The following is a 24,148-nucleotide window of genomic DNA, read 5'->3' as shown; positions in this document are numbered from 1 at the left end:
TCCGTTGGCAGAGATCGCGCGCGTTGAAACTCTGGTGGAACCGTGACAAACCCTGCGGCCTGCAAGGCTGCGGTTCGCAGCGCAGTTTTCTTTAACCGAAACACGTGGCAAGGTCACGGCAAAATGACTCGCGATTCAACCGATTTATTCGGCGATTTGCTCGGGCCCGTTTCGGCCCGTCGCGTCGTGCCGGTCCTGGTGCCCATGCCGGCGCCGAAAGCCTATTCCTATGCGGTTCCCGACGGCATGGCGGTCGAAGCGGGCTCGATCGTGCAGGTGCCTCTGGGCCCCCGTCTCGTCGTCGGCGTGGTCTGGGATGGCGATGATGACGGGAGCGTCGATGCCAAGAAACTCAAGACGATCGAGAAGGCTTTCGACTGCCCGCCGTTGACGCGCGACATGCGGACCTTTCTCGATTGGGTGGCCGCCTATACCGTCACGCCGCCGGGGCTGGTGGCACGTATGGCGCTCCGCGCACCGGCGGCGTTCGATCCCGAACCGATGGTGGAGGCACTGCGTCTCACCGAGATGCGGCCGGAGCGCATGACGGCTGCGCGCGAGCGCGTAATCGCTGCCGCCAGTGACGGTTTTTCCTGGACTCGCTCGGGGCTGGCGCATGCCGCCGGCACGTCGTCGAGTGTGATCGAAGGGCTAACCCAGCAAGGCGTCTTCGAGACCGTCTTCATGGCGCCGCCGCCTGTCGTCGCCTTGCCAGATCCCGATTTCACCGCGCCCCGGCTCGAAGGCCCGCAGAAGGATGCGGCCGCCGATCTGCTGGCAGCGGTAGAGGAGGGCGGCTTCTCGGTGTCGCTGATCGACGGCATCACCGGGTCCGGCAAGACCGAGGTCTATTTCGAGGCGATCGCTGCGACCCTTCGCGCCGGCAAGCAGGTGCTGATCCTGCTTCCCGAAATCGCGCTGACGTCGAGCTTCCTCGAGCGCTTTCAGGATCGTTTTGGCGCCAAGCCCGCCGAGTGGCATTCGGACTTGGCTCCCCGCACCCGCGAAAAGGTCTGGCGTCAGGTGACGACAGGCACCGTCCGCGTCGTGGCCGGCGCCCGCTCGGCGCTGTTCCTGCCCTTCGAGGAACTGGGCCTCATCATCGTCGACGAAGAGCACGACCCTGCCTACAAGCAGGAAGATCGCGTCTTCTACAATGCGCGCGACATGGCGGTCGTTCGTGGTCGCATCACCGGCTTTCCCGTAGTGCTCGTCTCGGCGACGCCGTCGCTCGAAAGCCGGGTCAATGGCGATGTCGGCCGTTACAAGCCGATCCACCTGCCGACCCGTTTCGGCGATGCGGCGCTGCCGCGGCTCGGCGTCGTCGACATGCGTCAGCATCCGCCGGCACGCGGCGGCTTTCTGTCGCCGGTGCTCTTGAACCAGGTCGGCAAGGCGGTCGAGCGTGGCGAACAGGCGTTGCTCTTCCTCAATCGTCGCGGCTACGCACCGCTGACGCTCTGCCGCGTCTGCGGCCATCGCTTCCAGTGCCCGGATTGTTCGAGCTGGCTTGTCGAGCATCGCTTCCGCGGGCAGATCCAGTGCCACCAGTGCGGCTATTCCGAGCGCACGCCGGAAGCCTGCCCGGAATGCGGCACGCTCGATCATCTGGTGGCCTGCGGGCCGGGGGTCGAGCGCATCGCCGAAGAGGTGGAGCGGCATTTCCCCGAGGCGCGCACCATCGTGCTTTCTTCCGACCTGATGGGCGTCAAACGGTTGAGGCTGGAGCTTGAAGCCATCACGCGTGGCGAAGCCGATATCGTCATCGGCACGCAACTCGTCGCCAAGGGACATAACTTCCCCCTGATGACACTGGTCGGCATTGTCGATGCGGATCTGGGTCTTGCGAACGGCGATCCGCGTGCGGCGGAGCGGACCTTCCAGCTGCTCTCGCAGGTGACGGGTCGTGCGGGCCGAACGGGTCTCAAAAGCCTCGGCTTGCTGCAGACCTATCAGCCGCAGCATCCGGTTATGCAGGCGATCGTTTCCGGCGATGCCGACGCCTTCTACGACCGCGAGATTGCCGAGCGCGAGAAAGCGCTGCTGCCGCCTTTCGGCCGGCTTGCCTCGCTGATCGTTTCGGCCGACACGCGCCAGGATGCCGAGGGCCACGCGCGCGGCTTGCGGATGGCCGCCCCCCGCACCGAGGGTATCAGTATTCTCGGTCCGGCCGAGGCGCCGCTGGCGCTGGTGCGTGGGCGGCATCGCTTCCGGCTGCTGGTGCATGGCCGGCGCAACAGCGACATGCAGGCCTTCGTCAAGGCGATGATCGCCGCCGGTCCCAAGGAGCGCGGCTCGATCAGCGTCCAGCTCGACATCGATCCGCAGAGCTTCCTGTAGTTCAAGTTTCCTGTGATCGCCGCATTCTGAAGCCCGTGGGCGATTCACAACCGGGGCGACATGCGCTAGAGGTCAGGGACGCATTGCTCCGGCCGACGACGGGGCAGCATGACAACGGGCTCATCTGCGGGAACGGGCATGGAGTTTTATATTCCGACGGAAACCGGCGAGTTCCTCGCCTTCTGCGCGGCAGCGGTCGCAGCGTTGATCGGCGTCGTCATGCTGTTTGCTCCGCGGCTGACTTTTCGCGCAGCCGGCATCGGTATTGCCGAGGGGCGGCGCGGCGGCCTTGCCGAGGCGCGCTCTACCATGGGCGGCATGCATGTGGGGCTCGGTCTTGCCGCCATTCTGCTCGCCCAGCCGATGGTTTATCTCGCTGTCGGCGCGGCCTTTGCGCTCGCCGCCTTCGGCCGAATCCTCTCGATGATGAGCGACAACGGCAGCACGCTCTACAACTGGGCGGCGCTCATCGTTCAGGCGGCACTCGCCATCCTTCCGCTCGCCTATGTCTTCGGCATGATCTGATTGCGATTGCGGGCTTCCCGCGATTCACAGCGCAGGACCGAATTTACGGCAAAATTCGGCCAAAGGTGGCCGACTTATGCCGCATTCCTGCCCTTCGCGTGTTGCGAGTCCAAACATCCTATGCTAGACGAACCGCGAATTGCGGGGGAAGTGGGTCGCCAGGCCTCGATATCCTGCAAATTATTGCAGCAAATTCAAGATCTTAAGTTGACGGCCCACCGCCAGCGCAGTTCTTGGATGAAATTGAGAGAAGCTTGTGCCCGTGGCAGACACATCCCAGCTTATTTCCGGTGTTGCAGAAAGATATGCGTCCTCGCTTTTTGAACTCGCGCTCAGCGCCGGTTCGGTCGAGGCAGTCGGTGCGGATCTTATCCGCGTCCAGGCCCTGATCGACGGCAGCGACGATCTGAAGCGGCTGATCGCCAGCCCGGTCTTTTCTGCAGACGACCAGTTCAAGGCCATTTCGGCAGTTGCCGCGAAGGCTGGCATCTCCGGGCTCGTCGGTAACTTCCTCAAGGTCGTTGCCCGCAATCGCCGCCTCTTCGCGCTGCCGGGCATGATCAAGGCGTTCCGCCTGATCGCCGCGCGCCATCGTGGCGAAATTTCCGCCGACGTCACGTCGGCCCATGCGCTCTCCGCGGCGCAGGAAACTGAATTGAAGGCGACGCTGAAGAGCGTCACCGGCAAAGACGTGGCGGTCAACGTCACCGTCGACCCGTCTATTCTTGGAGGTCTGATCGTCAAGGTCGGGTCCCGCCAGATTGACACTTCCCTTCGCACCAAACTCTCTACCCTTAAGCTTGCACTGAAAGAGGTCGGCTGATGGATATCCGCGCCGCGGAAATTTCCGCAATTCTCAAAGATCAGATCAAAAATTTCGGCCAGGAAGCAGAAGTCTCCGAAGTCGGTCAGGTGCTTTCCGTCGGTGACGGTATTGCCCGCGTCTACGGCCTCGACAATGTCCAGGCAGGCGAAATGGTCGAATTCCCGGGTGGAATTCGCGGCATGGCGCTGAACCTCGAAGCCGACAACGTCGGTGTCGTTATCTTCGGTTCGGACCGCGACATCAAGGAAGGCGACACCGTCAAGCGGACTGGCGCCATCGTGGACGTTCCGGTTGGTCCGGAACTGCTCGGCCGCGTCGTCGACGCGCTCGGCAACCCGATCGACGGCAAGGGCCCGATCAACGCCAAGCAGCGCTCGCGCGTTGACGTCAAGGCTCCGGGCATCATTCCGCGCAAGTCGGTGCATGAGCCGATGTCGACCGGCCTCAAGGCCATCGACGCCCTCATCCCGGTTGGCCGTGGCCAGCGCGAGCTCGTCATCGGCGACCGTCAGACCGGCAAGACCGCGATCATCCTCGACACGATCCTCAACCAGAAGGCCATTCACGACAATGGTCCGGAAGGTGACAAGCTGTATTGCGTCTACGTCGCAATCGGCCAGAAGCGTTCGACCGTTGCCCAGTTCGTGAAGGTTCTGGAAGAGCGTGGCGCTCTGCAGTATTCGATCATCGTTGCTGCGACCGCTTCCGACCCGGCTCCGATGCAGTACCTCGCACCGTTCGCCGGTTGCGCGATGGGCGAATACTTCCGTGACAACGGCAAGCATGCCCTGATCGGCTACGACGACCTGTCGAAGCAGGCTGTTTCCTACCGCCAGATGTCGCTCCTGCTGCGCCGCCCGCCGGGCCGCGAAGCTTACCCGGGCGACGTTTTCTACCTGCACTCCCGTCTGCTCGAGCGCGCTGCAAAGCTGAACGACGACATGGGCGCTGGCTCGCTGACGGCTCTGCCGGTCATCGAAACGCAGGGTAACGACGTTTCGGCGTTCATCCCGACCAACGTGATCTCGATCACCGACGGCCAGATCTTCCTCGAAACCGACCTGTTCTACCAGGGCATCCGTCCGGCCGTTAACGTCGGTCTGTCGGTTTCGCGCGTCGGCTCGGCCGCGCAGATCAAGGCGATGAAGCAGGTTGCCGGCTCGATCAAGGGCGAACTCGCCCAGTATCGCGAAATGGCCGCCTTTGCGCAGTTCGGCTCGGACCTCGACGCCGCTACGCAGCGCCTGCTGAACCGCGGTGCCCGCCTGACCGAACTCCTGAAGCAGCCGCAGTTCTCGCCGCTGAAGACGGAAGAACAGGTCGCTGTCATCTTCGCAGGCGTCAACGGTTACCTCGACAAGCTGCCGGTCAACCAGGTCGGCAAGTTCGAGCAGGGCCTGCTTTCGTACATGCGTTCGGAAGGCAAGGACATCCTGGAAACCATCCGCAAGGACAAGGCGATCTCCGACGACGTCAAGGGCAAGCTGAAGGCTGCAATCGACAGCTTCGCCAAGTCTTTCGCCTGAGCGGATTTCATTTAGGACGGATAACGGATGCCTTCACTTAAGGATCTGAAGAACCGGATCGCCTCCGTCAAGGCGACGCAGAAGATCACCAAGGCGATGAAAATGGTCGCCGCGGCGAAGCTTCGGCGCGCGCAGGAGGCGGCCGAGGCCGCCCGGCCTTACTCGCAGCGTATGGCTGCCGTTCTCGCCAACATCGCCCAGGCGGTTGGCGCGGACGACAGCGCGCCTGCGCTGATGACCGGAACCGGCAAGGACGATACGCACCTTCTGGTCGTCTGCACGGCTGAACGCGGCCTTTGCGGCGGCTTCAACTCGCAGATCGCCCGTCATGCCCGCGACCACGTTCGCAAGCTGCTTGCAGCCGGCAAGACGGTCAAGATCATCTGCGTCGGCAAGAAGGGCTTCGATATTCTGCGCCGCGAATACGCGTCGCTGATCATCGATCGTGTCGACCTGCGTGAGGTCAAGAAGATCGGCTTTGAAAACGCCGACCAGATTGGCCACAAGATCATCGCGCTCTTCGAAAAGGGCGAGTTCGATGTCTGCACGCTGTTCTATTCTGAGTTCAAGTCCGTTATCGCCCAGATTCCGACGGCTCAGCAGCTGATCCCCGCTTCGGCCGGCCCGGTCGCAGCGGAAGCATCGGATGCTTCGGCTGTCTACGAATATGAGCCGGACGCGGGCGCGATCCTCAGCGATCTCATTCCGCGCAACATTTCGGTGCAGATCTTCCGGGCCTTGCTCGAGAACGTCGCCGGCGAAATGGGCGCCAAGATGAGCGCGATGGATAACGCGACGCGCAATGCTGGTGAGATGATCAACAAGCTGACGCTGAACTACAACCGTCAGCGCCAGGCTCAGATCACCAAGGAACTCATTGAAATCATCTCGGGCGCGGAAGCGCTCTAAGGTCACGAGAAGAGGGTAAGGATTATGGCTAAGGCAGCTACCCCGAAAGAAACCGCAGCGGAGAAGAAGCCCGCTGCACCGAGGAAGGCAGCTTCCGCCAAGACCGCAGCAGCAGCCGCAACCGGCGCTGTCGGTCGCGTAACGCAGGTCATCGGCGCCGTCGTCGACGTCGCGTTCGATGAAGGCCAGCTTCCGCAGATCCTGAACGCGCTGGAAACCGACAACAACGGTAACCGCCTCGTTCTCGAAGTCGCACAGCACCTCGGCGAAAACGCCGTCCGTACGATCGCCATGGACTCGACCGAAGGTCTCGTCCGCGGCCAGTCGGTCACCGACACCGGCGCACCGATCACGGTTCCGGTTGGCGACGAAACGCTCGGCCGTATCATGAACGTCATCGGCGAGCCGGTTGACGAAGCAGGCCCGCTCGTCACCTCGGGCAAGCGCGCCATCCACCAGGAAGCGCCGTCCTACGTCGAGCAGTCGACGGAAGCGCAGATCCTCGTCACCGGCATCAAGGTCGTCGACCTTCTCGCTCCTTACGCAAAGGGCGGCAAGATCGGCCTCTTCGGCGGCGCAGGCGTCGGCAAGACCGTTCTCATCATGGAACTGATCAACAACGTCGCCAAGGCGCACGGTGGTTACTCGGTGTTCGCAGGCGTGGGTGAACGTACCCGCGAAGGCAACGACCTTTACCACGAAATGATCGAGTCCGGCGTTAACAAGCACGGCGGTGGGGCAGGCTCCAAGGCTGCCCTCGTGTACGGCCAGATGAACGAACCGCCGGGCGCCCGCGCTCGTGTCGCCCTGACGGGTCTGACGATCGCTGAAGACTTCCGCGACAAGGGCCAGGACGTTCTGTTCTTCGTCGACAACATCTTCCGCTTCACCCAGGCAGGTTCCGAAGTGTCGGCTCTGCTCGGCCGTATTCCGTCGGCCGTGGGTTACCAGCCGACGCTGGCGACCGACATGGGTCAGATGCAGGAACGCATCACCACGACGACCAAGGGCTCGATCACCTCGGTCCAGGCCATCTACGTTCCGGCCGACGACTTGACCGACCCGGCACCGGCAACCTCGTTCGCCCACCTGGACGCAACGACCGTTCTGTCGCGCTCGATCGCCGAAAAGGGTATCTACCCGGCCGTTGACCCGCTCGACTCGACCTCGCGCATGCTCGACCCGATGATCGTCGGCGAAGAGCACTATGAAGTGTCGCGTAAGGTGCAGACGACCCTGCAGCGCTACAAGGCGCTCCAGGACATCATCGCCATCCTGGGCATGGACGAACTGTCTGAAGAAGACAAGCTGGCCGTTGCCCGCGCTCGTAAGATCGAACGCTTCCTGTCGCAGCCGTTCTTCGTCGCCGAAGTCTTCACCGGTTCGCCGGGCAAGCTCGTCGCTCTCGAAGACACGATCAAGGGCTTCAAGGGCCTGGTCAACGGCGAGTACGACCACCTGCCGGAAGCTGCCTTCTACATGGTTGGCTCGATCGAAGAAGCGATTGAAAAGGCCAAGAAACTGGCTGCCGAAGCCGCTTGATAGCACTGTTAAGCCTCGGCGCTGCACAAGCGCCGAGGCTTTCATCCTGTCCTTTCGCAAGGATAGGGAAGACATGCACAGCCGCCTCTCAGGTGGCGCGCCCACAAGAAGTGAATGGTCATGGCCGATTTCAACTTTGAGCTTGTTTCCCCCGAGCGCCTGCTCGTCTCCGAAAAGGTGACGGAAGTCGTCATTCCGGCGACTGAGGGCGAGATGACCGTGATGGCCAATCACGCGCCGACGATGACGACGGTGAAGCCCGGCGTGGTCACGGTGAAGCTGGCCGACGGCAAGACGGAGCGCTTTGCGGTGTTTGGCGGCTTTGCCGACATCCTGCCGACCGGCTGCACGCTGCTCGCCGAATCCGCCGTTCATGTCGATGAACTCGACCGCACGGCTCTCGAAAGCCGTATCGACGCGGTTCGTGCCGAGCTGGAAGGCGCCGGTGACGAAAAGAAGACCCGTCTGGAGCAGTTCGTCGCCGAGCTGACGAAGCTCGGCGAGATCGTGATCCCGGCCTGAAAGGGACACCCGGAAGGGTGAAGCGAATGAGAAAGCCCCGCCCTCGAGCGGGGTTTTTTGTTGCCTGTTTTGCCCGATCTTGTAACCAATAGCAGCCGGACCGGCCGCTTTAGCCATTGTTCATTAGAGCTGCTGTACTGAGCCGGCATCGTTCAGCCTAGGAAGAGAGACCGCTGGCATGACGTCGAAGATTGTTCCTGTCATCATGGCCGGCGGAAAGGGCACCCGACTGTGGCCGCTCTCGCGCTCAGCCGCGCCCAAGCAGTTCCTGCAGATTCTTTCCGAGCGATCGCTGTTCCAGCAGACGCTCGAACGCGTGGGCGACCGCACGCGATACGAGCCGGCCATCGTCGTCACCAACAGCGACTTTCGCTTCATCGTCGCCGAGCAGGCCCGTACGATCGAGGCTGAGCTCGGCGACATCCTCTTGGAGCCGGTGGCGCGCAACACCGCACCGGCCCTTGCGGCCGCCGCCTTTGCAGTCCTTGGCCGCTACGGCGAAGGGGCGATCATGCAGGTGCTTGCCTCCGATCACGAGATCGATGCCGGCGTCCTCTACGAGGACTGCATCCTGCGAGCGCAGGAGGCCGCCGGGCGGGGAGAGCTGGTGACCTTCGGCATCACGCCGACCGAGCCCGCCACCGGTTACGGCTATATCGAGTGCGGCGACGAGCTGGCCGAAGGTACGAACCGGGTGGTGCGTTTCGTCGAGAAGCCGGATCGGGCGAAAGCCGAGGCGATGATCGCGACCGGGCGCTATCTCTGGAACTCCGGCCTGTTCATGCTGCCGGTGACGCTCTTTCTCGACGAGTTGAAGCGCTTTGCGCCCGAAGTCTTCGACGCAGCGAAGGCTGCCGTCGAAGGTGCCTACAAGGATCTCGATTTCACCCGGCTGCAGGGCGAGAGCTTTGCAGCCGCTCCGGATATTTCCGTCGACTACGCCGTGTTCGAAAAGACCGACCATGCAGCCGTTGTGCCGTCGTCCTTCCCCTGGTCGGATCTCGGAAGCTGGGATGCGGTGTGGAAGACCGGGCGCAAGGACGACGACGGCAATGTCGTCACGGACCGGGCGACGGTGTCGAACACCCGCAACTCGCTGGTTCTGTCACGCGACATTCACCTGGCGGTGCAGGGGTTGGAAGACGTGGCCGTCATCGCCGGCGAGGACGCCGTCTATGTCGGGCGGCTAGACGACAGTCAGAGCGTCGGCCATATCGTCAAGGCGCTGGCGCGTTCTCCCAAAACCGCGGCGCTGACGGAGGTGCACCCGACCTCCTACCGCCCCTGGGGCGCGGTGGCCGCGCTTTCCGACGGCGAGCGCTTCTCGGTGAAGCGGCTGCGTGTGACGCCCGGCAAGAAAATCTCCCTGCAGAAGCACCATCACCGCGCCGAGCACTGGATCGTCGTGCGCGGCACGGCGGAGGTCACCATGTGCGGCGAGACGCGGCTCCTGCACGAGAACGAGTCGGTGTTCATTCCGCAGGGCACGGTGCACCGGCTGCACAACCCGGGCAAGATTCCGCTCGAGCTGATCGAGGTGCAGACCGGCTCCTATCTCGGCGACGACGACACCGTTCGCATCGAGGACGAATTCGGCCGCAACTAAGCGCATCGCATGGTTGCCGGACCGTGAAACGAAAAATGCCCGGGCTGAACCCGGGCATTGAAGTCGGCGCATCAGGACTGATTGGCTCAGCCGGCGACGCGCGCGCTCTCGCCCTTCTGGGCGTAGTAGTGACCGAAGCGGTTGGCGAGGAAGGTGTCGAGGCCGATGTCTTCCTGACGAACGAAACCCTTCTGGGCGATCTTGCCTTCGGCGAGCAGATCGAGCACGGCGCAGATGCTGCCGGCCGTGGTGATCTGGATGCCGCTCTGCATGCGACCGGCAACGACGCCGCTATAGACCTTGTTGGCGTAGGTTTCCTGGATCAGGCGACCGTCGCGGAAGCCCGAAACGGTGACGAAGATCACGACGACGTCCTGGGTGGTGGTCGGCAGCGAATTTTCGAAGATGTCCTTGAGGACTTCGCGGCGGTGACGCAGGCCGAGGTCGTTCAGCAGCGCCTTCATGATGGCGGCGTGACCCGGGTAGCGGATCGTCTTGTAGTTCAGCGTGCGGACCTTGCCCTTCAGCGTTTCGCAGAGCGTGCCGAGGCCGCCCGAGGTATTGAAGGCTTCGTAGGTGACGCCATCGAGCGAGAATTCTTCGCGCTCTTCCATGGCCGGAACTTCGATCAGGTTGCTCTCAACGATCGCCTCGCAGGGCTCGATGTATTCGTTGATGACGCCGTCGGTGCTCCAGGTGAGGTTGTAGTTCAGAGCGTTCGACGGGTACTGCGGCAGGGCGCCGACGCGCATGCGCACGCTTTCCAGCGTCTGGAAGCGGCTGGCGAGATCGTTGGCGACGATCGAGATGAAGCCCGGTGCGAGGCCGCACTGGGGGATGAAGGCGGTGTTCGCCTTGGCGGCGATCGCCTTGACCTGGCGGGTGGATTCGACGTCTTCGGTAAGATCCAGGTAGTGGATGCCGGCTTCGGCAGCGGCTTCGGCGATTGCGACCGTCAGGTGGAACGGAGCGGCGCTGAGCACGGCGAACTTGCCGGAGAGAAGGGCGACGAGCGCCTTCTTGTCGCCGATGTCGACGGTTGCCGTTGTGATCGCGGCATGCTTTTCGACCTGTTCCAGCTGCTCGGCGGCGCGGTCGGCGACGCAGACGCTGTAGTCGCCGGTGTGGGCCAGCATGCGAGCGATGGTGGAGCCGATCTTGCCTGCTCCGATGACGACGATATTCTTCATTCTTTCCCCCGGGGTATGAGAACTGTTTGTGTCTCTATTGTCGAGGGAGGGGCTGTTGATTTGAAGCGCTGATATGACTAAATCGCCTATCTAAATTCGGCAGATTGCCCAACAGGACAGACGAAATGCAGATCACCGACAAGGATCGCGAGCTTCTCGCCATCTTGAGCGAGAACGCCCGCATGCCGACGGCGACGATTGCCCGAAGGCTTGGTCTGTCGCGCACGACGGTGCAGGCCCGTATCGAGCGGTTGGAGCGCGAAGGCATCATCGCCGGCTATGGCGTGCGCCTCTCGGAAAGCTACGAGAAGGGGCTGGTCAAGGCGCATGTGCTGATCACCATTGCGCCGCGGGCGCTCTCGCGCGTGACCCCGGAACTGAGCGCCATCCGGGAAATCCAGACGCTGCATTCGGTCAGCGGCAGCTTCGATCTGATCGCCGTGGTCGCCGCGACGTCGATCAGCGAACTCGATCTGCTGATCGATCGGATCGGCGAAATCGACGGTGTCGACCGGACGCTGTCGTCGATCATCCTCTCGACGCGGATCGACCGCTAGGCCGTCCTTCGGCTCAAGCGACAAGCGACGCGGCCGTCAGGGTGGGCTAGCGGACGGCGCGGATTCCTCTTTGTTGCTACCCGTTCCGTCGGGCACCTTGGCTGGAGCGTTCCAGGCGCTCGGCCCCCGAACGAAACTGCGCAGGCTGCCATCGCCATAGGCGAGCCACTTGCTGCGGTCGAAATATTGTTCGGCAATGTTCTTCGGGCGGGCGCGGGCGGGTTGATTGGCGAGGAAATTGTAGCGCTGCGTCTCCTCGTCGGATTCACGCTTGAGCTGGATGCGGCTGCCGAAGCGCTTGAGGTCGAATTCCCTCAGCGCCTGGATCTGCAAGGTGACGCTGGCCGCATCCGCCCAGCGCACGTGGTCGAGGAACACGGATGCCGCGCGCGCCGCCGCCGTCGTCACCGCCTGGCTGTCCTCCTGGCGTTCGATGTTGAGCTTGACCCGGAACGATGAGATCTCTTCCTCGCCGCTGCCCTTGACGAAGATGAAGATCGAGGAGGGTTTGTCCTCGCCCGGTCGGGGGAAGGAAATGAGCGAGGAGCATTCCCATTGGACCTGTTCGCCGGCGCTCGATTTCCATTCGAGTTCCCGAAACCCGGCGTCGCGCAACTCGTCGCAAAGCGCCTTGGGGTCGCTGCGGATGACGCGCAGGAACTGCTGCTCCGGCGTCTGCAGATCCTGGAAGGTCCAGGCGGGCAGGGCGATGCGCGGTGGCACGCGCCTCGCGCGCTTCGTGCCCGTCGTCTCGTCCGGTTTCCCCCTTTCGAGGAAGGTCGTTGGCAGGCCGAATGCGAGCAGAACCCTTTTCAGATTGCGCTGCTCGTTGGCGAGCAGGGCCGTCGCGACGATGGCGGTGACGATCAGCAGCAGGGCCACGATGAAGAAGCGCAGACCGGTGCTGCGGGCCGGCTTGCCGGCGGGCGTCTTGCCTTTGGCCGTGCTCATGCAGCCTCGCCCGCCCGATGATGGGCGATGAGCTGCGGAGCCTCCAGCGAAGGGCGATCGGTCTGCCGGGTTTCCATGATCTCAGGCTAGCAAGATGTCCAAGCTTTCTTCATCCTCGAAATCCGTCGCGGCGGCAATATGCAACCGCCGATAACCGCGCGGCGACTTTTGCATCCCGGCACAACGCGCCGGTGAATGGTTGTCGGCGTGAACTAAAAAGTTGAAATCCGGAAGCGATTGCATAGCTTGCGTCCGCAGACATTCAAACGGGGCGTACGTTCGTCATGACAGAGCCGACATCCGCAACTCCCTCGATCGACGTACCACTGGTGCGCCGGCTGCTCGCGGCGCAGTTTCTGCAATGGTCGGAACTCGACGTACGGCCGATCGAACCGGGCGGCTGGGATAACAGGACGTTTCGCCTCGGCGACCGGATGACCGTCCGGTTGCCGAGCGCCGAGCACTACGTTTTGCAGGTGGAAAAGGAACATCGCTGGCTGCCGCTGCTGGCGTCGCAACTGCCGCTGCCCATTCCGGTGCCTCTCGGCAAGGGCGTGCCGGGAGAAGGTTTTCCCTGGCCCTGGTCGGTCTATCGTTATCTCCCCGGGCAAACACTGGCTGTCGAGCGGGTCGACGATGTCAGTCAGGTGGCGAAGGACCTGGCGCGGTTCCTGCGCGCGCTGATGCAAGCGGATGCCATCGGGGCACCCTTGCCCGGCGATCACAATTTCCATCGCGGCGGGCCGCCCGCCTTCTATGACGCGCAGACGCGTCAAGCGCTCACGCTGCTTGCGGACAATGTCGATACGACAGTGGCAGCAGAGGTGTGGGAGGCCGCACTTGCCGCGTCTTTCGAAGGAGCGCCTGTCTGGTTTCACGGCGATATCGCCTGGGGCAACCTGCTGGTCGAGAACGACAGCTTGAGCGGCGTCATCGACTTCGGCACCTCCGGCGTCGGGGATCCGGCCTGCGATCTGGCGATCGCCTGGACGTTTTTCGACGGCGAGAGCCGCGAGGTTTTCCGCGACGGCATGGCTCTCGATCGCGGCGCTTGGGCGCGCGGCCGCGGCTGGACCCTGTGGAAGGCGCTGATCGTCCTTGCCGACATGACTGGCGCGCCCGCGAGCGAAAAGGCAAAGCAGCGCGTGGTGATCGACGAGGTGCTTGCGGATCACCGTCGCTACGGCTGAGACCGGTTGGGCGGCGGCCAAGCGCCGACTTGACCCCGGCGCAAATTGCCTCTAGGTCAGGCGCACGCGGGACGACCCGCGTCGGTGTTTCGCCTGGGGACGGCCCCATTATCTCGACCGAGATATTGGAGACGATCGTACCATGCAGCCCCGTAGCCCGCGGCACGTCCGCGTGACCAATTCCTTCATCGAGCAGCCCGATTGCCCCGCCGGAAGCCATCGTTTCGTGGAACGATCTCGGCCGCCGATCGCTTTCCCAACATATTGAAGCGCGCAGGTGGCCGCCTGCGCGCGCCGCCGCCGTTTCATCACCAACGCACGAGGTTGATGATGGCCGGACCCATCGAACAATTTGAGATCAAGTCGCTCTTCCCGATCGCCGAAGTCGGCGGCCACCAGATCAGCTTTACCAACTCGGCCGCCTACATGGTGCTGACGATCGCGATCGCCAGCCTCTTCCTGATCCTGTCGACCAGGAGAGGCGGCCTCGTGCCGAACCGGGCGCAGTCGGCTGCCGAAATCCTCTATGAGTTTGCGGCAAAGACTTTGCGCGACAACGCCGGCGAAAAGGGGATGCGCTTCTTCCCGCTGGTGTTCTCGCTGTTCATGTTCATCCTGACCGCCAACCTGATCGGCATGTTTCCCTATGCCTTCACTGTAACGAGCCATATCGCCGTCACCTTCGCGCTGGCGATGCTAGTGTTCCTGACGGTCACGCTCTACGGCCTCTACCGGCACGGCCTCGGCTTTCTCAGGCTGTTCATGCCCTCAGGCGTGCCGTTGATCCTGGCACCGATCATCATCCCGATCGAGGTGGTCTCCTACCTGTCGCGCCCGGTCAGCCACTCGGTCCGTCTGTTCGCGGTCATGCTCGCCGGTCATATCACGCTCAAGGTTTTCGCCGGCTTCGTCGTGGGCTTGAGCGGTTTCGGCGCGCTTGGCATTCTGGCGGCGATCATGCCCCTGCTGATGACGGTGGCGCTGACGGGGCTGGAGCTGCTGATGGCCCTGATCCAGGCCTATATCTTCACCATGCTGACCTGCATGTATCTCAACGACGCGCTGCATCCGAGCCACTGAAATAAGGCAAAGAGGCTCCCCGCCAAGGGGAGCCTCTTTTTCATTCGGCCGCCACGCGCCGGGCTTCGTTTCGGTAGGTCCGCCAGGACGACCAGGCGAAGGCCATCAGGAACATTGCGGTCATCAGGAGCACGATGGTCGGCGCCGGCGCGCTGTCGATGAAGAAGGACAGATAGACGCCGGTGAAGGACGCCGTCATCGCGATCAGCACGGCGACGATGAGCATCATGCCCATTGTCCGGGTGATCAGGAAGGCGATGGCGCCGGGCGCGATCAGCATGGCGATGGCGAGGATCAGCCCCACCGCCTTCAGCGCACCGACAATCGTCAGCGACAGGATCGCCAGCAGCCCATAGTGCAGCCAGTTGACCGGCAGGCCGACCGCCTTGGCCTGGGCCGGGTCGAAGGCATGCAGCAGGAAATCCCGCCACTTGACCGCGAGGATGCCGGCGGCGACGAGCGCGATCGCGCCGGTCTCGACAATGTCCGGCCAGCCGATGCCGAGCATGTCGCCGAAGAGGATGTGATCGAGGTGCACGTCGCTCTGGATCTTGGTGTAGAGCACCAGGCCGAAACCGAACATGCCGGAGAAGACCACGCCCATGACGGTATCCTGCTTGATGCGGCTGTTTTCCTTGAGATAGCCGGTGAGCAGCGCGCAGGACATGCCGGCGGCAAAGGCACCGACGGCGAGCGGCAGGCCGACGATGTAGGAGATCACCACGCCGGGAAAGACGGCATGTGAGATCGCATCGCCCATCAGCGACCAGCCCTTCAGCACCAGGAAGCAGGAGAGCATCGCGGTCGGGATCGCCACCAAAACCGAGATCAAAAGCGCGTTGCGCATGAACTCGAATTCGAACACGGCAAGCATCATGTCGAGCGAGATCATCGGCCGGCCTCCACCGGTTCGGCGCCGCGCCGGCGCGCGGCCAGAAGCCCGTGCTTCGGGGCAAAGACGAAGGCCGTCAGGAAGATCAGCGTCTGCAGCACGATGATGATGCCGCCGGTGGCGCCATCGAGGAAATAGCTGAAATAGGCGCCGAAGAAGCTCGTCAGCGTGCCGATGGCGACGCTGATGAGGATCAGCCGCGGAAAACGATCCGTCAGCAAATAGGCGGTGGCGCCCGGTGTTACGACCATGGCGATGACGAGAAAGGCGCCGACGGTCTGGAGGGCCGCGACCGTGCAGGCCGAAAGCAGCGTGAAGAACAAGACCTTGAGGAAGGTCGTCGGGATGCCGATCGAGCGGGCGTGGCTCTCGTCGAAGAAGGTCACCATCAGGTCCTTCCACTTGGCCGTCAGGATGATGAGCGAGACGATGCCGATGATCGCCAGTTGCAGCGTGTCGGCGGGCGTGATCGCCAGGATGTTGCCGAGCACGATCGTCTGGATGTTCACCGAGGTCGGCGACAGCGAGACCATGAAGAGGCCGAGGCCGAAGAAGGAGGTGAAGATCAGCCCGATGATCGTGTCTTCCTTGAGCCTTGTGCGCTGGTTGAGAAACAGCATGGCGCCGGCGGCAAGGGCGCCGGAGAAGAAGGCGCCGAGCGAGAAGGGCAGGCCGAGCATGTAGGCGCCGGCAACGCCGGGCACAATCGAGTGCGAGAGCGCGTCGCCGATCAGAGACCAGCCTTTCAGCATCAGATAGGAGGACAGGAAGGCGCAGACGCCGCCGACCAGTGCGCTCACCCACATGGCGTTGAGCATGTAGCCGTAGGTGAAGGGTTCGGAGAGCGTGGCGATCATTTGCCGTTCTGTTCCCCGTTGGTCTCGGGCTTTGCCGGCTGCGCCACCATGCGGTCCTTGTCGCCATACATGACGAGCGGACGCTCGTCGTCGGTGATGACGGCAAGCTGGCGGGGATCGGCGTCGTCGTGCAGGCTATCGCCGCCGAGCACGAAGTGCCGCAGCACGCCGCCGAAGGCGAGCTCGAGGTTCTCGCGGGTGAAGGTCGTCTCGGTCGGGCCATAGGCGAGCACGGTGTTCTTCAGAAGCACGGTGCGGTCGCAGAATTCCGGTACGCTGCCGAGATTGTGGGTCGAGACCAGCATGACCCGGCCCTCGTCGCGAAGGCCGATCAAAAGCCGAATGATCGCGTCCTCGGTTTTGACGTCGACGCCGGTGAAGGGTTCGTCGAGCAGGATGACCTTGCCGTCCTGGGCAAGGGCGCGTGCGAGGAAGACGCGCTTCTTCTGGCCGCCGGAGAGTTCGCCGATCTGGCGCTTGCGGTAGTCGCTCATGCCGACGCGGGCAAGGGCTGCCTCGACCGCTTCGTGATCGACTTTCTTCGGGATGCGCAACATGTTCATGTGGCCGTAACGGCCCATCATGACCACGTCCTCGACCAGCACCGGGAAGTTCCAGTCGACTTCTTCGGCCTGCGGCACATAGGCGACGAGGTTTTTCTTCAGCGCGTCCGGCACGGAAAGACCGAGGATCGCGATCTCGCCGCGCGACAGGCGGGCAAAGCCCATGATCGCCTTGAACAGCGTCGACTTGCCGCTGCCGTTGACGCCAACGAGCGCAGTGATCGTGCCGGTCGGGATCTCGAAACTGGCGTCACGCAGCGCCCGCAGGCCGTTGCGGTAGGTGACGGTGGCACCCGCGACGCGGATGCCGCTTCCTTGCTCACCGGAAGAAGGTGCTGGCCCGGAGCGCGTCTTCACCTGAAGGTTCATTGTGCAAGACCCTTGGCGATGGTTTCCGATGTGACGCGCAGCAGGTCGACATAGGTCGGAACCGGGCCGTCCGCTTCGCTCAAGGAATCAACGTAGAGCACACCGCCGTATTTTGCACCGGTCTCGCGCGCCACTTGTTCTGCCGGGTCCGGCGAAATCGTGCTTTCGGAGAAGACCACAGGGATATGGTTCGCCCGGACGGCGTCGATCACCTTGCGGACCTGCTGCGGGGTACCCTGCTGGTCGGCGTTGATCGGCCAGAGATAGAGTTCCTTCATTCCGAAATCGCGGATCAGGTAGCTGAAGGCGCCTTCGCTCGAGACCAGCCAGCGCTTGTCCTCGGGGATCTTGGCGATCTCGGCGCGGATCGGTGCAATGGTCGCCTCGATCTTCTGCTTATAGGCCTCGGCATTGGCCTTGTAGGTCTCGGCATTATCAGGGTCGTACTTCACGAAGGCGTCGCGGATGTTGTCGACATAGATCAACGCGGCCGATGGCGACATCCAGGCATGCGGATTGGGCTTGCCGGTATAGGGGCCCTCGGCAATGCCCATGGGGTCGATGCCGGTCGAGACGACGACACCGGGAACATCGTCGAAGTTCTGGAAGAATTTCTCGAACCAGCGCTCCAGGTTCAGGCCATTCCAGAGGATCAGCTTGGCGTCATGCGCCTTCAGGATATCGCGCGGCGTCGGCTGGTAGTTGTGGATCTCGGCGCCCGGCTTGGTGATCGATTCGACGATGGCCGCGTCGCCCGCGACGTTCTTTGCCATGTCGGCAATGACCGTAAAAGTCGTCACTGCCTTGAATTTCTCCTGCGCGTAAGCGGCGCCTGGAACGAGCGCAATGGCTGCGACGGCCGTCATTGCCGCCAGGATCGCGCGCCTCGTCTGATCGATCATTCTCTACTCCCAGATGTTGATGCTCACAGGAGTAGGGGAATGATTTGCATAAGTCAATGCAAATGAGAAGCATTCGCAACTAGCTATTTTCAAAGGCCGTGCCCTTGGCTAGTGTACGACCATGAAACAGAACAAGAATCGTGTCGAAGAACTGGAAGGCGTGTTGAGGGATGGCGGCGTGCGCGTGACGCGCCAGCGTGCCGCTATTCTGAAGATCCTCGCCACCGCCGAAGACCATCCGGATGCAAACGAACTGCATCGCCGGGCGAAGGAAATCGACGCCACCGTCTCGCTATCGACGGTCTACCGGACGTTGTCTGCGCTTGAGCAACAGGGCGTGGTGCAGCGCCATGCCTTTGAGAGTGCGACCGCTCGCTTCGAGACCGCCGACGCGCCGCACCACGATCATCTGATCGACATCGACACCGGTGCGGTGATCGAGTTCCGCTCCGACAAGATCGAGCAGCTTCAGGCGGAAATCGCCGCCGAACTCGGCTATGACCTCGTACGTCACCGGCTGGAACTCTACTGCCGCAAGCGCAAGGACTGAGGCGTCGGCAATGGCGCGCGCCAGACGGCGCGCGCAATCTCTGCTCTTTATCCGTAAGTGGCCTCAGCCGCGGTCGGCGATCGCGGCGACGCGTCGCCGCGCCGGAATGGTCATGGCCGCGACCCCGACGATGACGCAGCCAAGGCCGATCCAGGCGGTGTCCGACAGCCGTTCGCCGAGGAAGAGCGAGCCGATGGCAACGCCGATCGGCACGCGCAGATAGGCCTGTGCCGTGGCGCCGACCGAGCCCAGTGTCTGGATCAGCCGGAAGTAGATGGCAAAGGCAAGGGCGGTCGAGAAGACGGCGAGGCCGAGCAGTGCCAGCAGCGACTCCGTCGACGGCGCAAGCGTCCAGGGCCTGTCGACGACGAGGCTTACCGGGATCAGCAGGGCAGCACCTGCGATCAACGAGCCGGCGGCGGGCATCATCGGGTCGAGTCCCTTGAAGCCGCGACCGAAGATGGCGGCGCCCCCGTAGCAGACGGTGGCGAGCACCACGGCCAACTGTGGCAGCAACTGTTCCCCGAGGCCGCCGAAGGCCTCCATGCCGATGATCAGGCTGATGCCGGTCATGCCGGCGACGATGCCAACGAGCTTGCGGGCCGTGACCGCTTCGTGGCGGGTGATCAGCGCCGTCATCAGGAAGGCGAAGATCGGCGTCGTTGCATTGAGGATCGAGGCGATGCCGGCATCGATCGTCTGCTCGGCCCAGGCGATCAGCGTGAAGGGCACAACGCTGTTGAGGCAGGCCTGGAACAGGAAGCGCCGCCAGGTCGCCGCGTCACGCGGCAGGCTGAGACCACGCCAGCGCAGAACGGCAAGAAGAAGCGCGCCGGCAATCAGGGTGCGGGCGGCAATCAGCGTGACCGGCGGAATGGTCTCGATGCCGATCTTGATGAAGGTGTAGGAGGCGCCCCAGAGCGTTGCGAGCGCAAGAAGCAGCAGGAGTTCGAAAGAAAGGTTGGTCTTGGCCATCGGGATCGCATCCTTGTGTCGTCATTGTTGCCATCGTTCTAGCGCGACGCTTACGGCGGATGCTTCGTTGGCGATCGAAGTATCGGGATCCTCCGAGATGTGGAAAAGCGAAACCCCGGCTTTCGCGGGAAAGCCGGGGTATCCGTGATTGCGGGTGGCTCAATGGCTGTCGGCGAGCTTGGCCGCGTTGACGCTGGCTGTGCTTTCGAAGCTGAGGCCATTGAAGAAGGCGTTGAGCACGACGGCCGAGATCGAGGCAAGCACGATGCCGGACTCGATGATCGGGTGGATCGCATGCGGCAGCCAGATCAGGAAGTTCGGCGCGATCAGCGGGATCAGGCCGAAGCCGACCGAGACGGCGACCACGAACAGGTTGTTGCGCGACGACTTGAAATCGACGGTCGACAGGATGCGCACGCCGGTCGCAGCGACCATGCCGAACATCACAAGGCCGGCGCCGCCGAGCACGAAGGTCGGAACCGCTTCGACCAGTGCGCCCATCTTCGGGATGAGGCCGAGCGCGATCATGATGACGCCCCCCATCACGCAGACGTAGCGGCTCTTGACGCCGGTGACGCCGACAAGCCCGACATTCTGCGAGAAGCTCGTGTAGGGGAAGGTGTTGAACAGGCCGCCGATCATGGTGCCGAGGCCATCGACCCTGAGCCCCGCCGTCAACTGCTGCCGCGAGACTTCGCGATTGGTGATTTCGCCGAGTGCCAGGAACATGCCGGTCGATTCGATCATCACGACGATCATCACCAGCGACATGGTGGCGATCAGCACCGGATCGAAGATCGGCATGCCGAAGCGCAGCGGCGTGACCACGGCAAACCAGCCGGCATCGGCCACCCGGTCGAAATGCATCATGCCGAGTGCTGCGGCGACGACGCAGCCGACGACGACGCCGGTCAGCACCGCGATGTTGCTGATCAGTCCGCGGCCGAAGCGGGCGATCACGAGAATGGAGAGAAGCACGAAGCCGGCCAGCGCGATGTGGCTCGGCTCGGCGTAGAGCGGGTTCGGCACGCTGGCGCCAAGCACCAGGCCGTCCGGTACCGCCGGGCCTCCGGTGGCCGCGGCCTTCTTGAGCTCCGCCAGCCATTCCGCATGGCTCGGATCGACGAGCTTGGGTGCGGTCGGACCGAAGGGATTGCCGAAGATCCAGTTCACGCCGACGCGCATCAGCGAAACGCCGATGACGAGAATGATCGTGCCGGTGACGACGGGGGGGAAGAACCTGAGAAGCCGGCCCATGACCGGCGCGAGCAGGAGCGCGACGAGGCCGGCGCCGATGATCGCGCCGAAGATCATCCGGCCACCCTCTTGTCCGGGTGTCATCGCCGCCATCGAGACCATCGGGCCGACCGAGGCGAAAGTAACGCCCATCATGACCGGAAGCCGGATGCCGATGCTGCGGCCGAGGCCAAGCGACTGGATGATGGTGACGAGACCGCAAACGAAAAGATCGGCGGAAATCAGGAAAGCGACGTCCTGGGGGCTGAGCTGCAAGGCGCGGCCGACGATCAGGGGCACCGCGACGGCGCCGCCATACATGACAAGGACATGCTGCAACCCGAGGGTCGCAAGTCTGCCCACGGGCAGCCTCTCGTCCACAGGGTGAATGCTGGAAACGTCGCTCATGGTTCCTCCTCCCATTACATCGACCAGTCCGGCCCCCCGTCCTCCAACAGGGGAAACGCTATCTTCGGTTGTCGAGACAGAATGTCGCAAGTATCGCCGGAACGAAAACACTTTCCGGATTTCGGGGGAAGTTGTCGAGGGGTGATCGGGGCGGGAAAGGTTCGGATTTGACCGTCGAACGGCGCCGACCGGGCAGGTATTGCCGAAGAAGGCCTCAAGGCGCGCCAACGAACAGCTTGATCCTAGCAACGATGCAACGTTGCTGCAATGCGAAGCGACGATGGTTCGTCGCGCCGGGTGCGAAGGCTCCGCCGCGGTTCGTTTGGGATCATGTCGATGAAATCTTGCAGAGTGGCCTTTTCGTCTCCCTGCCGTGCGCTTTTCGTGCTGCTGATCGTTCTCTGGCCGGCGGTCGCCGGGGCGAGCGGCGTCAGCTTCCAGGGGCAATGGCAGCAGGTCACGTCCGGCGCCGGTGACTGCGAGAGCTGCTCGGTCGAGATCCGGCGGAACGGCCCCGTGCTGAAGGTGACGGGGAGGGATGGATGGTTCGCGGTGACCCATCTCGGGCGCGTCGGCGGCGGTTCGAGCGCTGCGGGCATCGGGCGCTGGAACGAGGACGGCGCCGGCCGCTATCGCGGCAAGCCGTTCGACATCCGCATCACGATCGTCGATGAGCATCTCCACATGGATATGAGCGTGCGGATGGATGATGGCTCGACGCAGGCGGTCAGGGCCATCTTCGACAAGCGACGATCCGAGAAATCCGGACGCTTGCGGCTTGCCCACATGTAGGCGCGACAGGTCCTTTCACGCCTATGGGCAAAGAAATACCGGGGCCGTTGCCGACCCCGGTGCCGCATCTCCCGAGGAGATGAGGGCCGCCCGTTTTGCAGGCGGCCGTTGGTTTCTTACTTCTGCCAGCTCTTGACCAGATCGTCGTAGTTGACGGTCTGCGGCTTTTCCTTCTCGTGCTCGATCTTCAGCTGCGGAGCGAGGTTGCCCTTGGAAACGGCATCCTTGTTCCAGTACTCGAGATCGTGCTCTTCGGCGAGCTTCGGACCGATGTCGCCCTGAACGCCCGAGCGTTCGAGACGGGAGAGAACCTTCTCCTGCTCGGCGCACAGCGAGTCCATGGCTTCCTGAGCGGTCTTGGCACCCGAGGATGCATCGCCGATCGCCTGCCACCAAAGCTGAGCCAGCTTCGGATAGTCAGGAACGTTCGTGCCGGTCGGCGACCACTGCAGGCGGGCCGGCGAACGGTAGAACTCGATCAGACCGCCGAGCTTCGGAGCGCGGTCCGTGAAGCTCTTGTGGTCCAGCGTCGACTGGCGGATGAAGGTGAGGCCGACATGGCTCTTCTTCACGTCGACGGTCTTCGAGGTCACGAACTGCGCATAGAGCCAGGCGGCCTTGGCGCGGTCGTCAGGCGTGGACTTCAGCAGCGTCCAGGAACCGGCGTCCTGGTAACCGAGCTTCATGCCGTCCTTCCAGTAGACGCCATGCGGGCTCGGAGCAAAACGCCACTTCGGCGTGCCGTCCTCGTTGACGACGGGCAGGCCCGGCTTGACGAAGTCGGCGGTGAACGCCGTGTAGGTGAACATCTGCTGGGCGACTTCGCCCTGCGACGGAACCGGGCCGGATTCCGAGAAGGTCATGCCCTGCGCAGCTGCCGGTGCGTAGGCCTTCATCCAGTCGAGATACTTCTGGATGGAGTAGACAGCGGCCGGGCCGTTGGTGTCGCCACCGCGGGCAACGCAGGAGCCGACCGGGCGCGAGTTTTCGTCGACCTTGATGCCCCACTCGTCGACCGGCTTGCCGTTCGGGATGCCCTTGTCGCCGTTGCCGGCCATCGACAGCCAGGCGTCGGTGAAGCGCCAGCCGAGCGACGGGTCCTTCTTGCCGTAGTCCATGTGGCCATAGACTTTCTTGCCGTCGACTTCGCGACCGGTGAAGAACTCGGCGATATCCTCATAGGCCGACCAGTTGACCGGAACGCCGAGGTCGTAGCCGTACTTCGCCTTGAAGTCCGCCTTGTTCTTCTCGTCGTTGAACCAGTCGTAGCGGAACCAGTAGAGGTTCGCGAACTGCTGGTCGGGAAGCTGGTAGAGCTTGCCATCCGGTGCTGTCGTGAACGACTTGCCGATGAAGTCGTCGATGTCGAGGTTCGGGTTGGTGACGTCCTTGCCTTCATTGGCCATGAAGTCGGTCAGGCTGCGGGCCTGCTGGTAGCGCCAATGGGTACCGATCAGATCCGAGTCGTTGATGTAGGCGTCATAGACGTTTTCGCCCGACTGCATCTGCGTCTGCAGCTTTTCGACGACGTCGCCTTCGCCGATCAGGTCGTGGGTGATCTTGATGCCGGTGATGTCGGAGAAGGCCTTGGCCAGGGTCTTCGATTCGTATTCATGGGTGGTGATCGTTTCGGAAACGACCTTGATTTCCATGCCGGCAAAGGGCTTCGCCGCATCGACGAACCATTGCATTTCGGCTTCCTGGCCGGCGCGGTCGAGCGAGGACATGTCGCCGATCTCGCTGTCGAGGAATTTCTTGGCTTCGTCCATGCCGGCAAAAGCGCTGCCGGTGAAAGCCAGCAGCATAGCTGCCGTCGTAGTCAAAAGATGCCGTCGCATAA

General features: G+C 63.1%; 23 protein-coding genes. 13 read left to right on the top strand and 10 right to left on the bottom strand.

What is annotated here, in order from left to right; genetic code table 11:
- Positions 1 to 123 precede the first annotated feature (123 nt).
- The 8 genes from IB262_RS16135 (at position 124) to IB262_RS16100 (ending at position 9,796) form a co-directional block, all read left to right on the top strand.
- A complete protein-coding gene (locus IB262_RS16135) occupies positions 124 to 2,340 on the top strand; it encodes a primosomal protein N' (protein ID WP_060586436.1) in 2,217 nt (738 codons plus the stop codon).
- A gap of 138 nt (positions 2,341 to 2,478) precedes the next feature.
- Positions 2,479 to 2,865: a hypothetical protein gene (locus tag IB262_RS16130; RefSeq protein ID WP_034802512.1), complete on the top strand. Its 387-nt coding sequence runs from the start codon at positions 2,479 to 2,481 to the stop codon at positions 2,863 to 2,865.
- A gap of 256 nt (positions 2,866 to 3,121) precedes the next feature.
- Positions 3,122 to 3,688, top strand: coding sequence for a F0F1 ATP synthase subunit delta (locus tag IB262_RS16125; RefSeq protein ID WP_112771761.1), 567 nt, complete (start codon positions 3,122 to 3,124; stop codon positions 3,686 to 3,688).
- Positions 3,688 to 5,217: a F0F1 ATP synthase subunit alpha gene (atpA, locus tag IB262_RS16120; protein ID WP_034802507.1), complete on the top strand. Its 1,530-nt coding sequence runs from the start codon at positions 3,688 to 3,690 to the stop codon at positions 5,215 to 5,217. Before IB262_RS16125 ends, atpA begins: the two co-directional genes overlap by 1 nt.
- 27 nt (positions 5,218 to 5,244) lie before the next feature.
- Positions 5,245 to 6,126 carry a F0F1 ATP synthase subunit gamma gene (locus IB262_RS16115; protein WP_034802504.1) on the top strand — a complete coding sequence of 294 codons (882 nt, stop codon included), beginning with the start codon at positions 5,245 to 5,247 and terminating at the stop codon, positions 6,124 to 6,126.
- 24 nt (positions 6,127 to 6,150) lie between these two features.
- Positions 6,151 to 7,668, top strand: a complete 1,518-nt coding sequence (atpD, locus tag IB262_RS16110) for a F0F1 ATP synthase subunit beta (RefSeq protein WP_034802502.1) — start codon at positions 6,151 to 6,153, stop codon at positions 7,666 to 7,668.
- Between the two features lie 120 nt (positions 7,669 to 7,788).
- The gene (locus IB262_RS16105; RefSeq protein ID WP_034803086.1) at positions 7,789 to 8,190 is read left to right on the top strand and encodes a F0F1 ATP synthase subunit epsilon; all 402 of its coding nucleotides are present in this window, start codon (positions 7,789 to 7,791) and stop codon (positions 8,188 to 8,190) included.
- 178 nt (positions 8,191 to 8,368) lie between these two features.
- A complete protein-coding gene (locus tag IB262_RS16100) occupies positions 8,369 to 9,796 on the top strand; it encodes a mannose-1-phosphate guanylyltransferase/mannose-6-phosphate isomerase (RefSeq protein WP_112976110.1) in 1,428 nt (475 codons plus the stop codon).
- A gap of 86 nt (positions 9,797 to 9,882) precedes the next feature.
- Here IB262_RS16100 and IB262_RS16095 read toward each other — a convergent pair whose 3' ends face one another.
- On the bottom strand, positions 9,883 to 10,986 hold the full coding sequence (locus tag IB262_RS16095; protein WP_034802496.1) for a saccharopine dehydrogenase family protein: 1,104 nt from the start codon (positions 10,984 to 10,986) through the stop codon (positions 9,883 to 9,885).
- A 125-nt stretch (positions 10,987 to 11,111) separates the two neighbouring features.
- Between IB262_RS16095 and IB262_RS16090 the strand changes: the two genes are divergently transcribed.
- A complete protein-coding gene (locus IB262_RS16090) occupies positions 11,112 to 11,543 on the top strand; it encodes an Lrp/AsnC family transcriptional regulator (RefSeq protein WP_043619168.1) in 432 nt (143 codons plus the stop codon).
- 36 nt (positions 11,544 to 11,579) lie between these two features.
- On the opposite strand, the gene IB262_RS16085 is transcribed toward IB262_RS16090, so the two are convergent.
- Positions 11,580 to 12,494 carry a DUF6030 family protein gene (locus tag IB262_RS16085; RefSeq protein WP_246802657.1) on the bottom strand — a complete coding sequence of 305 codons (915 nt, stop codon included), beginning with the start codon at positions 12,492 to 12,494 and terminating at the stop codon, positions 11,580 to 11,582.
- Between the two features lie 81 nt (positions 12,495 to 12,575).
- Complete coding sequence (locus IB262_RS16080; protein ID WP_162727342.1) at positions 12,576 to 12,737, bottom strand: hypothetical protein; 162 nt, start codon at positions 12,735 to 12,737, stop codon at positions 12,576 to 12,578.
- Between the two features lie 41 nt (positions 12,738 to 12,778).
- Here IB262_RS16080 and IB262_RS16075 point away from each other — a divergent pair, with 41 nt between their 5' ends.
- Together IB262_RS16075 and IB262_RS16070 are read left to right on the top strand one after the other, a co-directional pair.
- Positions 12,779 to 13,684 (top strand): aminoglycoside phosphotransferase family protein, encoded by a 906-nt coding sequence (locus IB262_RS16075; RefSeq protein WP_192493696.1) that lies wholly within the window; start codon positions 12,779 to 12,781, stop codon positions 13,682 to 13,684.
- A gap of 330 nt (positions 13,685 to 14,014) precedes the next feature.
- Positions 14,015 to 14,764 (top strand): F0F1 ATP synthase subunit A, encoded by a 750-nt coding sequence (locus IB262_RS16070; protein WP_113135851.1) that lies wholly within the window; start codon positions 14,015 to 14,017, stop codon positions 14,762 to 14,764.
- Positions 14,765 to 14,804: 40 nt separating this feature from the next.
- Here the strand turns inward: IB262_RS16070 and IB262_RS16065 are convergent, their stop codons facing one another.
- From IB262_RS16065 to IB262_RS16050, 4 genes are read right to left on the bottom strand one after another with little or no spacing between them, the layout of a single operon-like run.
- Positions 14,805 to 15,656 (bottom strand): metal ABC transporter permease, encoded by an 852-nt coding sequence (locus IB262_RS16065; RefSeq protein WP_060611074.1) that lies wholly within the window; start codon positions 15,654 to 15,656, stop codon positions 14,805 to 14,807.
- Positions 15,653 to 16,513, bottom strand: a complete 861-nt coding sequence (locus tag IB262_RS16060; protein WP_034802481.1) for a metal ABC transporter permease — start codon at positions 16,511 to 16,513, stop codon at positions 15,653 to 15,655. The genes IB262_RS16065 and IB262_RS16060 overlap by 4 nt, the downstream gene beginning before the upstream one ends.
- Positions 16,510 to 17,445 carry a manganese/iron ABC transporter ATP-binding protein gene (locus IB262_RS16055; RefSeq protein ID WP_034802478.1) on the bottom strand — a complete coding sequence of 312 codons (936 nt, stop codon included), beginning with the start codon at positions 17,443 to 17,445 and terminating at the stop codon, positions 16,510 to 16,512. The genes IB262_RS16060 and IB262_RS16055 overlap by 4 nt, the downstream gene beginning before the upstream one ends.
- Positions 17,442 to 18,347 (bottom strand): metal ABC transporter substrate-binding protein, encoded by a 906-nt coding sequence (locus IB262_RS16050; RefSeq protein ID WP_034802475.1) that lies wholly within the window; start codon positions 18,345 to 18,347, stop codon positions 17,442 to 17,444. Before IB262_RS16050 ends, IB262_RS16055 begins: the two co-directional genes overlap by 4 nt.
- Before the next feature lie 121 nt (positions 18,348 to 18,468).
- Between IB262_RS16050 and IB262_RS16045 the strand changes: the two genes are divergently transcribed.
- Positions 18,469 to 18,897 carry a Fur family transcriptional regulator gene (locus tag IB262_RS16045; protein WP_034802472.1) on the top strand — a complete coding sequence of 143 codons (429 nt, stop codon included), beginning with the start codon at positions 18,469 to 18,471 and terminating at the stop codon, positions 18,895 to 18,897.
- A gap of 63 nt (positions 18,898 to 18,960) precedes the next feature.
- Here IB262_RS16045 and IB262_RS16040 read toward each other — a convergent pair whose 3' ends face one another.
- Positions 18,961 to 19,872 carry an EamA family transporter gene (locus IB262_RS16040; RefSeq protein WP_192493695.1) on the bottom strand — a complete coding sequence of 304 codons (912 nt, stop codon included), beginning with the start codon at positions 19,870 to 19,872 and terminating at the stop codon, positions 18,961 to 18,963.
- 159 nt (positions 19,873 to 20,031) lie between these two features.
- A complete protein-coding gene (locus IB262_RS16035; RefSeq protein ID WP_192493694.1) occupies positions 20,032 to 21,516 on the bottom strand; it encodes a nucleobase:cation symporter-2 family protein in 1,485 nt (494 codons plus the stop codon).
- Between the two features lie 336 nt (positions 21,517 to 21,852).
- On the opposite strand from IB262_RS16035, the gene IB262_RS16030 reads away from it, so the two are divergent.
- Positions 21,853 to 22,308 (top strand): hypothetical protein, encoded by a 456-nt coding sequence (locus tag IB262_RS16030; RefSeq protein ID WP_127889535.1) that lies wholly within the window; start codon positions 21,853 to 21,855, stop codon positions 22,306 to 22,308.
- A gap of 116 nt (positions 22,309 to 22,424) precedes the next feature.
- Here the strand turns inward: IB262_RS16030 and IB262_RS16025 are convergent, their stop codons facing one another.
- The gene (locus IB262_RS16025) at positions 22,425 to 24,146 is read right to left on the bottom strand and encodes an ABC transporter substrate-binding protein (protein ID WP_112977401.1); all 1,722 of its coding nucleotides are present in this window, start codon (positions 24,144 to 24,146) and stop codon (positions 22,425 to 22,427) included.
- Positions 24,147 to 24,148: the final 2 nt, after the last annotated feature.

Origin of the sequence: Ensifer sp. ENS02 (assembly GCF_014851885.1) — a bacterium.
Classification (GTDB): Bacteria; Pseudomonadota; Alphaproteobacteria; order Rhizobiales; family Rhizobiaceae; genus Ensifer; species Ensifer adhaerens.
Note: the sequence above shows the minus strand (reverse complement) of the source record. Positions and strands in the feature narration are given on the sequence as shown.

Excerpts from the sequence above, each read along its gene's own strand:
- IB262_RS16135 (WP_060586436.1), top strand. The coding sequence starts at position 124 with ATGACTCGCGATTCAACCGATTTATTCGGCGATTTGCTCGGGCCCGTT.
- IB262_RS16130 (WP_034802512.1), top strand. The coding sequence starts at position 2,479 with ATGGAGTTTTATATTCCGACGGAAACCGGCGAGTTCCTCGCCTTCTGC.
- atpA (WP_034802507.1), top strand. The coding sequence starts at position 3,688 with ATGGATATCCGCGCCGCGGAAATTTCCGCAATTCTCAAAGATCAGATC.
- IB262_RS16115 (WP_034802504.1), top strand. The coding sequence starts at position 5,245 with ATGCCTTCACTTAAGGATCTGAAGAACCGGATCGCCTCCGTCAAGGCG.
- atpD (WP_034802502.1), top strand. The coding sequence starts at position 6,151 with ATGGCTAAGGCAGCTACCCCGAAAGAAACCGCAGCGGAGAAGAAGCCC.
- IB262_RS16105 (WP_034803086.1), top strand. The coding sequence starts at position 7,789 with ATGGCCGATTTCAACTTTGAGCTTGTTTCCCCCGAGCGCCTGCTCGTC.
- IB262_RS16100 (WP_112976110.1), top strand. The coding sequence starts at position 8,369 with ATGACGTCGAAGATTGTTCCTGTCATCATGGCCGGCGGAAAGGGCACC.
- IB262_RS16095 (WP_034802496.1), bottom strand. The coding sequence starts at position 10,986 with ATGAAGAATATCGTCGTCATCGGAGCAGGCAAGATCGGCTCCACCATC.
- IB262_RS16090 (WP_043619168.1), top strand. The coding sequence starts at position 11,112 with ATGCAGATCACCGACAAGGATCGCGAGCTTCTCGCCATCTTGAGCGAG.
- IB262_RS16085 (WP_246802657.1), bottom strand. The coding sequence starts at position 12,494 with ATGAGCACGGCCAAAGGCAAGACGCCCGCCGGCAAGCCGGCCCGCAGC.
- IB262_RS16080 (WP_162727342.1), bottom strand. The coding sequence starts at position 12,737 with ATGCAATCGCTTCCGGATTTCAACTTTTTAGTTCACGCCGACAACCAT.
- IB262_RS16075 (WP_192493696.1), top strand. The coding sequence starts at position 12,779 with ATGACAGAGCCGACATCCGCAACTCCCTCGATCGACGTACCACTGGTG.
- IB262_RS16070 (WP_113135851.1), top strand. The coding sequence starts at position 14,015 with ATGGCCGGACCCATCGAACAATTTGAGATCAAGTCGCTCTTCCCGATC.
- IB262_RS16065 (WP_060611074.1), bottom strand. The coding sequence starts at position 15,656 with ATGATCTCGCTCGACATGATGCTTGCCGTGTTCGAATTCGAGTTCATG.
- IB262_RS16060 (WP_034802481.1), bottom strand. The coding sequence starts at position 16,513 with ATGATCGCCACGCTCTCCGAACCCTTCACCTACGGCTACATGCTCAAC.
- IB262_RS16055 (WP_034802478.1), bottom strand. The coding sequence starts at position 17,445 with ATGAACCTTCAGGTGAAGACGCGCTCCGGGCCAGCACCTTCTTCCGGT.
- IB262_RS16050 (WP_034802475.1), bottom strand. The coding sequence starts at position 18,347 with ATGATCGATCAGACGAGGCGCGCGATCCTGGCGGCAATGACGGCCGTC.
- IB262_RS16045 (WP_034802472.1), top strand. The coding sequence starts at position 18,469 with ATGAAACAGAACAAGAATCGTGTCGAAGAACTGGAAGGCGTGTTGAGG.
- IB262_RS16040 (WP_192493695.1), bottom strand. The coding sequence starts at position 19,872 with ATGGCCAAGACCAACCTTTCTTTCGAACTCCTGCTGCTTCTTGCGCTC.
- IB262_RS16035 (WP_192493694.1), bottom strand. The coding sequence starts at position 21,516 with ATGAGCGACGTTTCCAGCATTCACCCTGTGGACGAGAGGCTGCCCGTG.
- IB262_RS16030 (WP_127889535.1), top strand. The coding sequence starts at position 21,853 with ATGAAATCTTGCAGAGTGGCCTTTTCGTCTCCCTGCCGTGCGCTTTTC.
- IB262_RS16025 (WP_112977401.1), bottom strand. The coding sequence starts at position 24,146 with ATGCGACGGCATCTTTTGACTACGACGGCAGCTATGCTGCTGGCTTTC.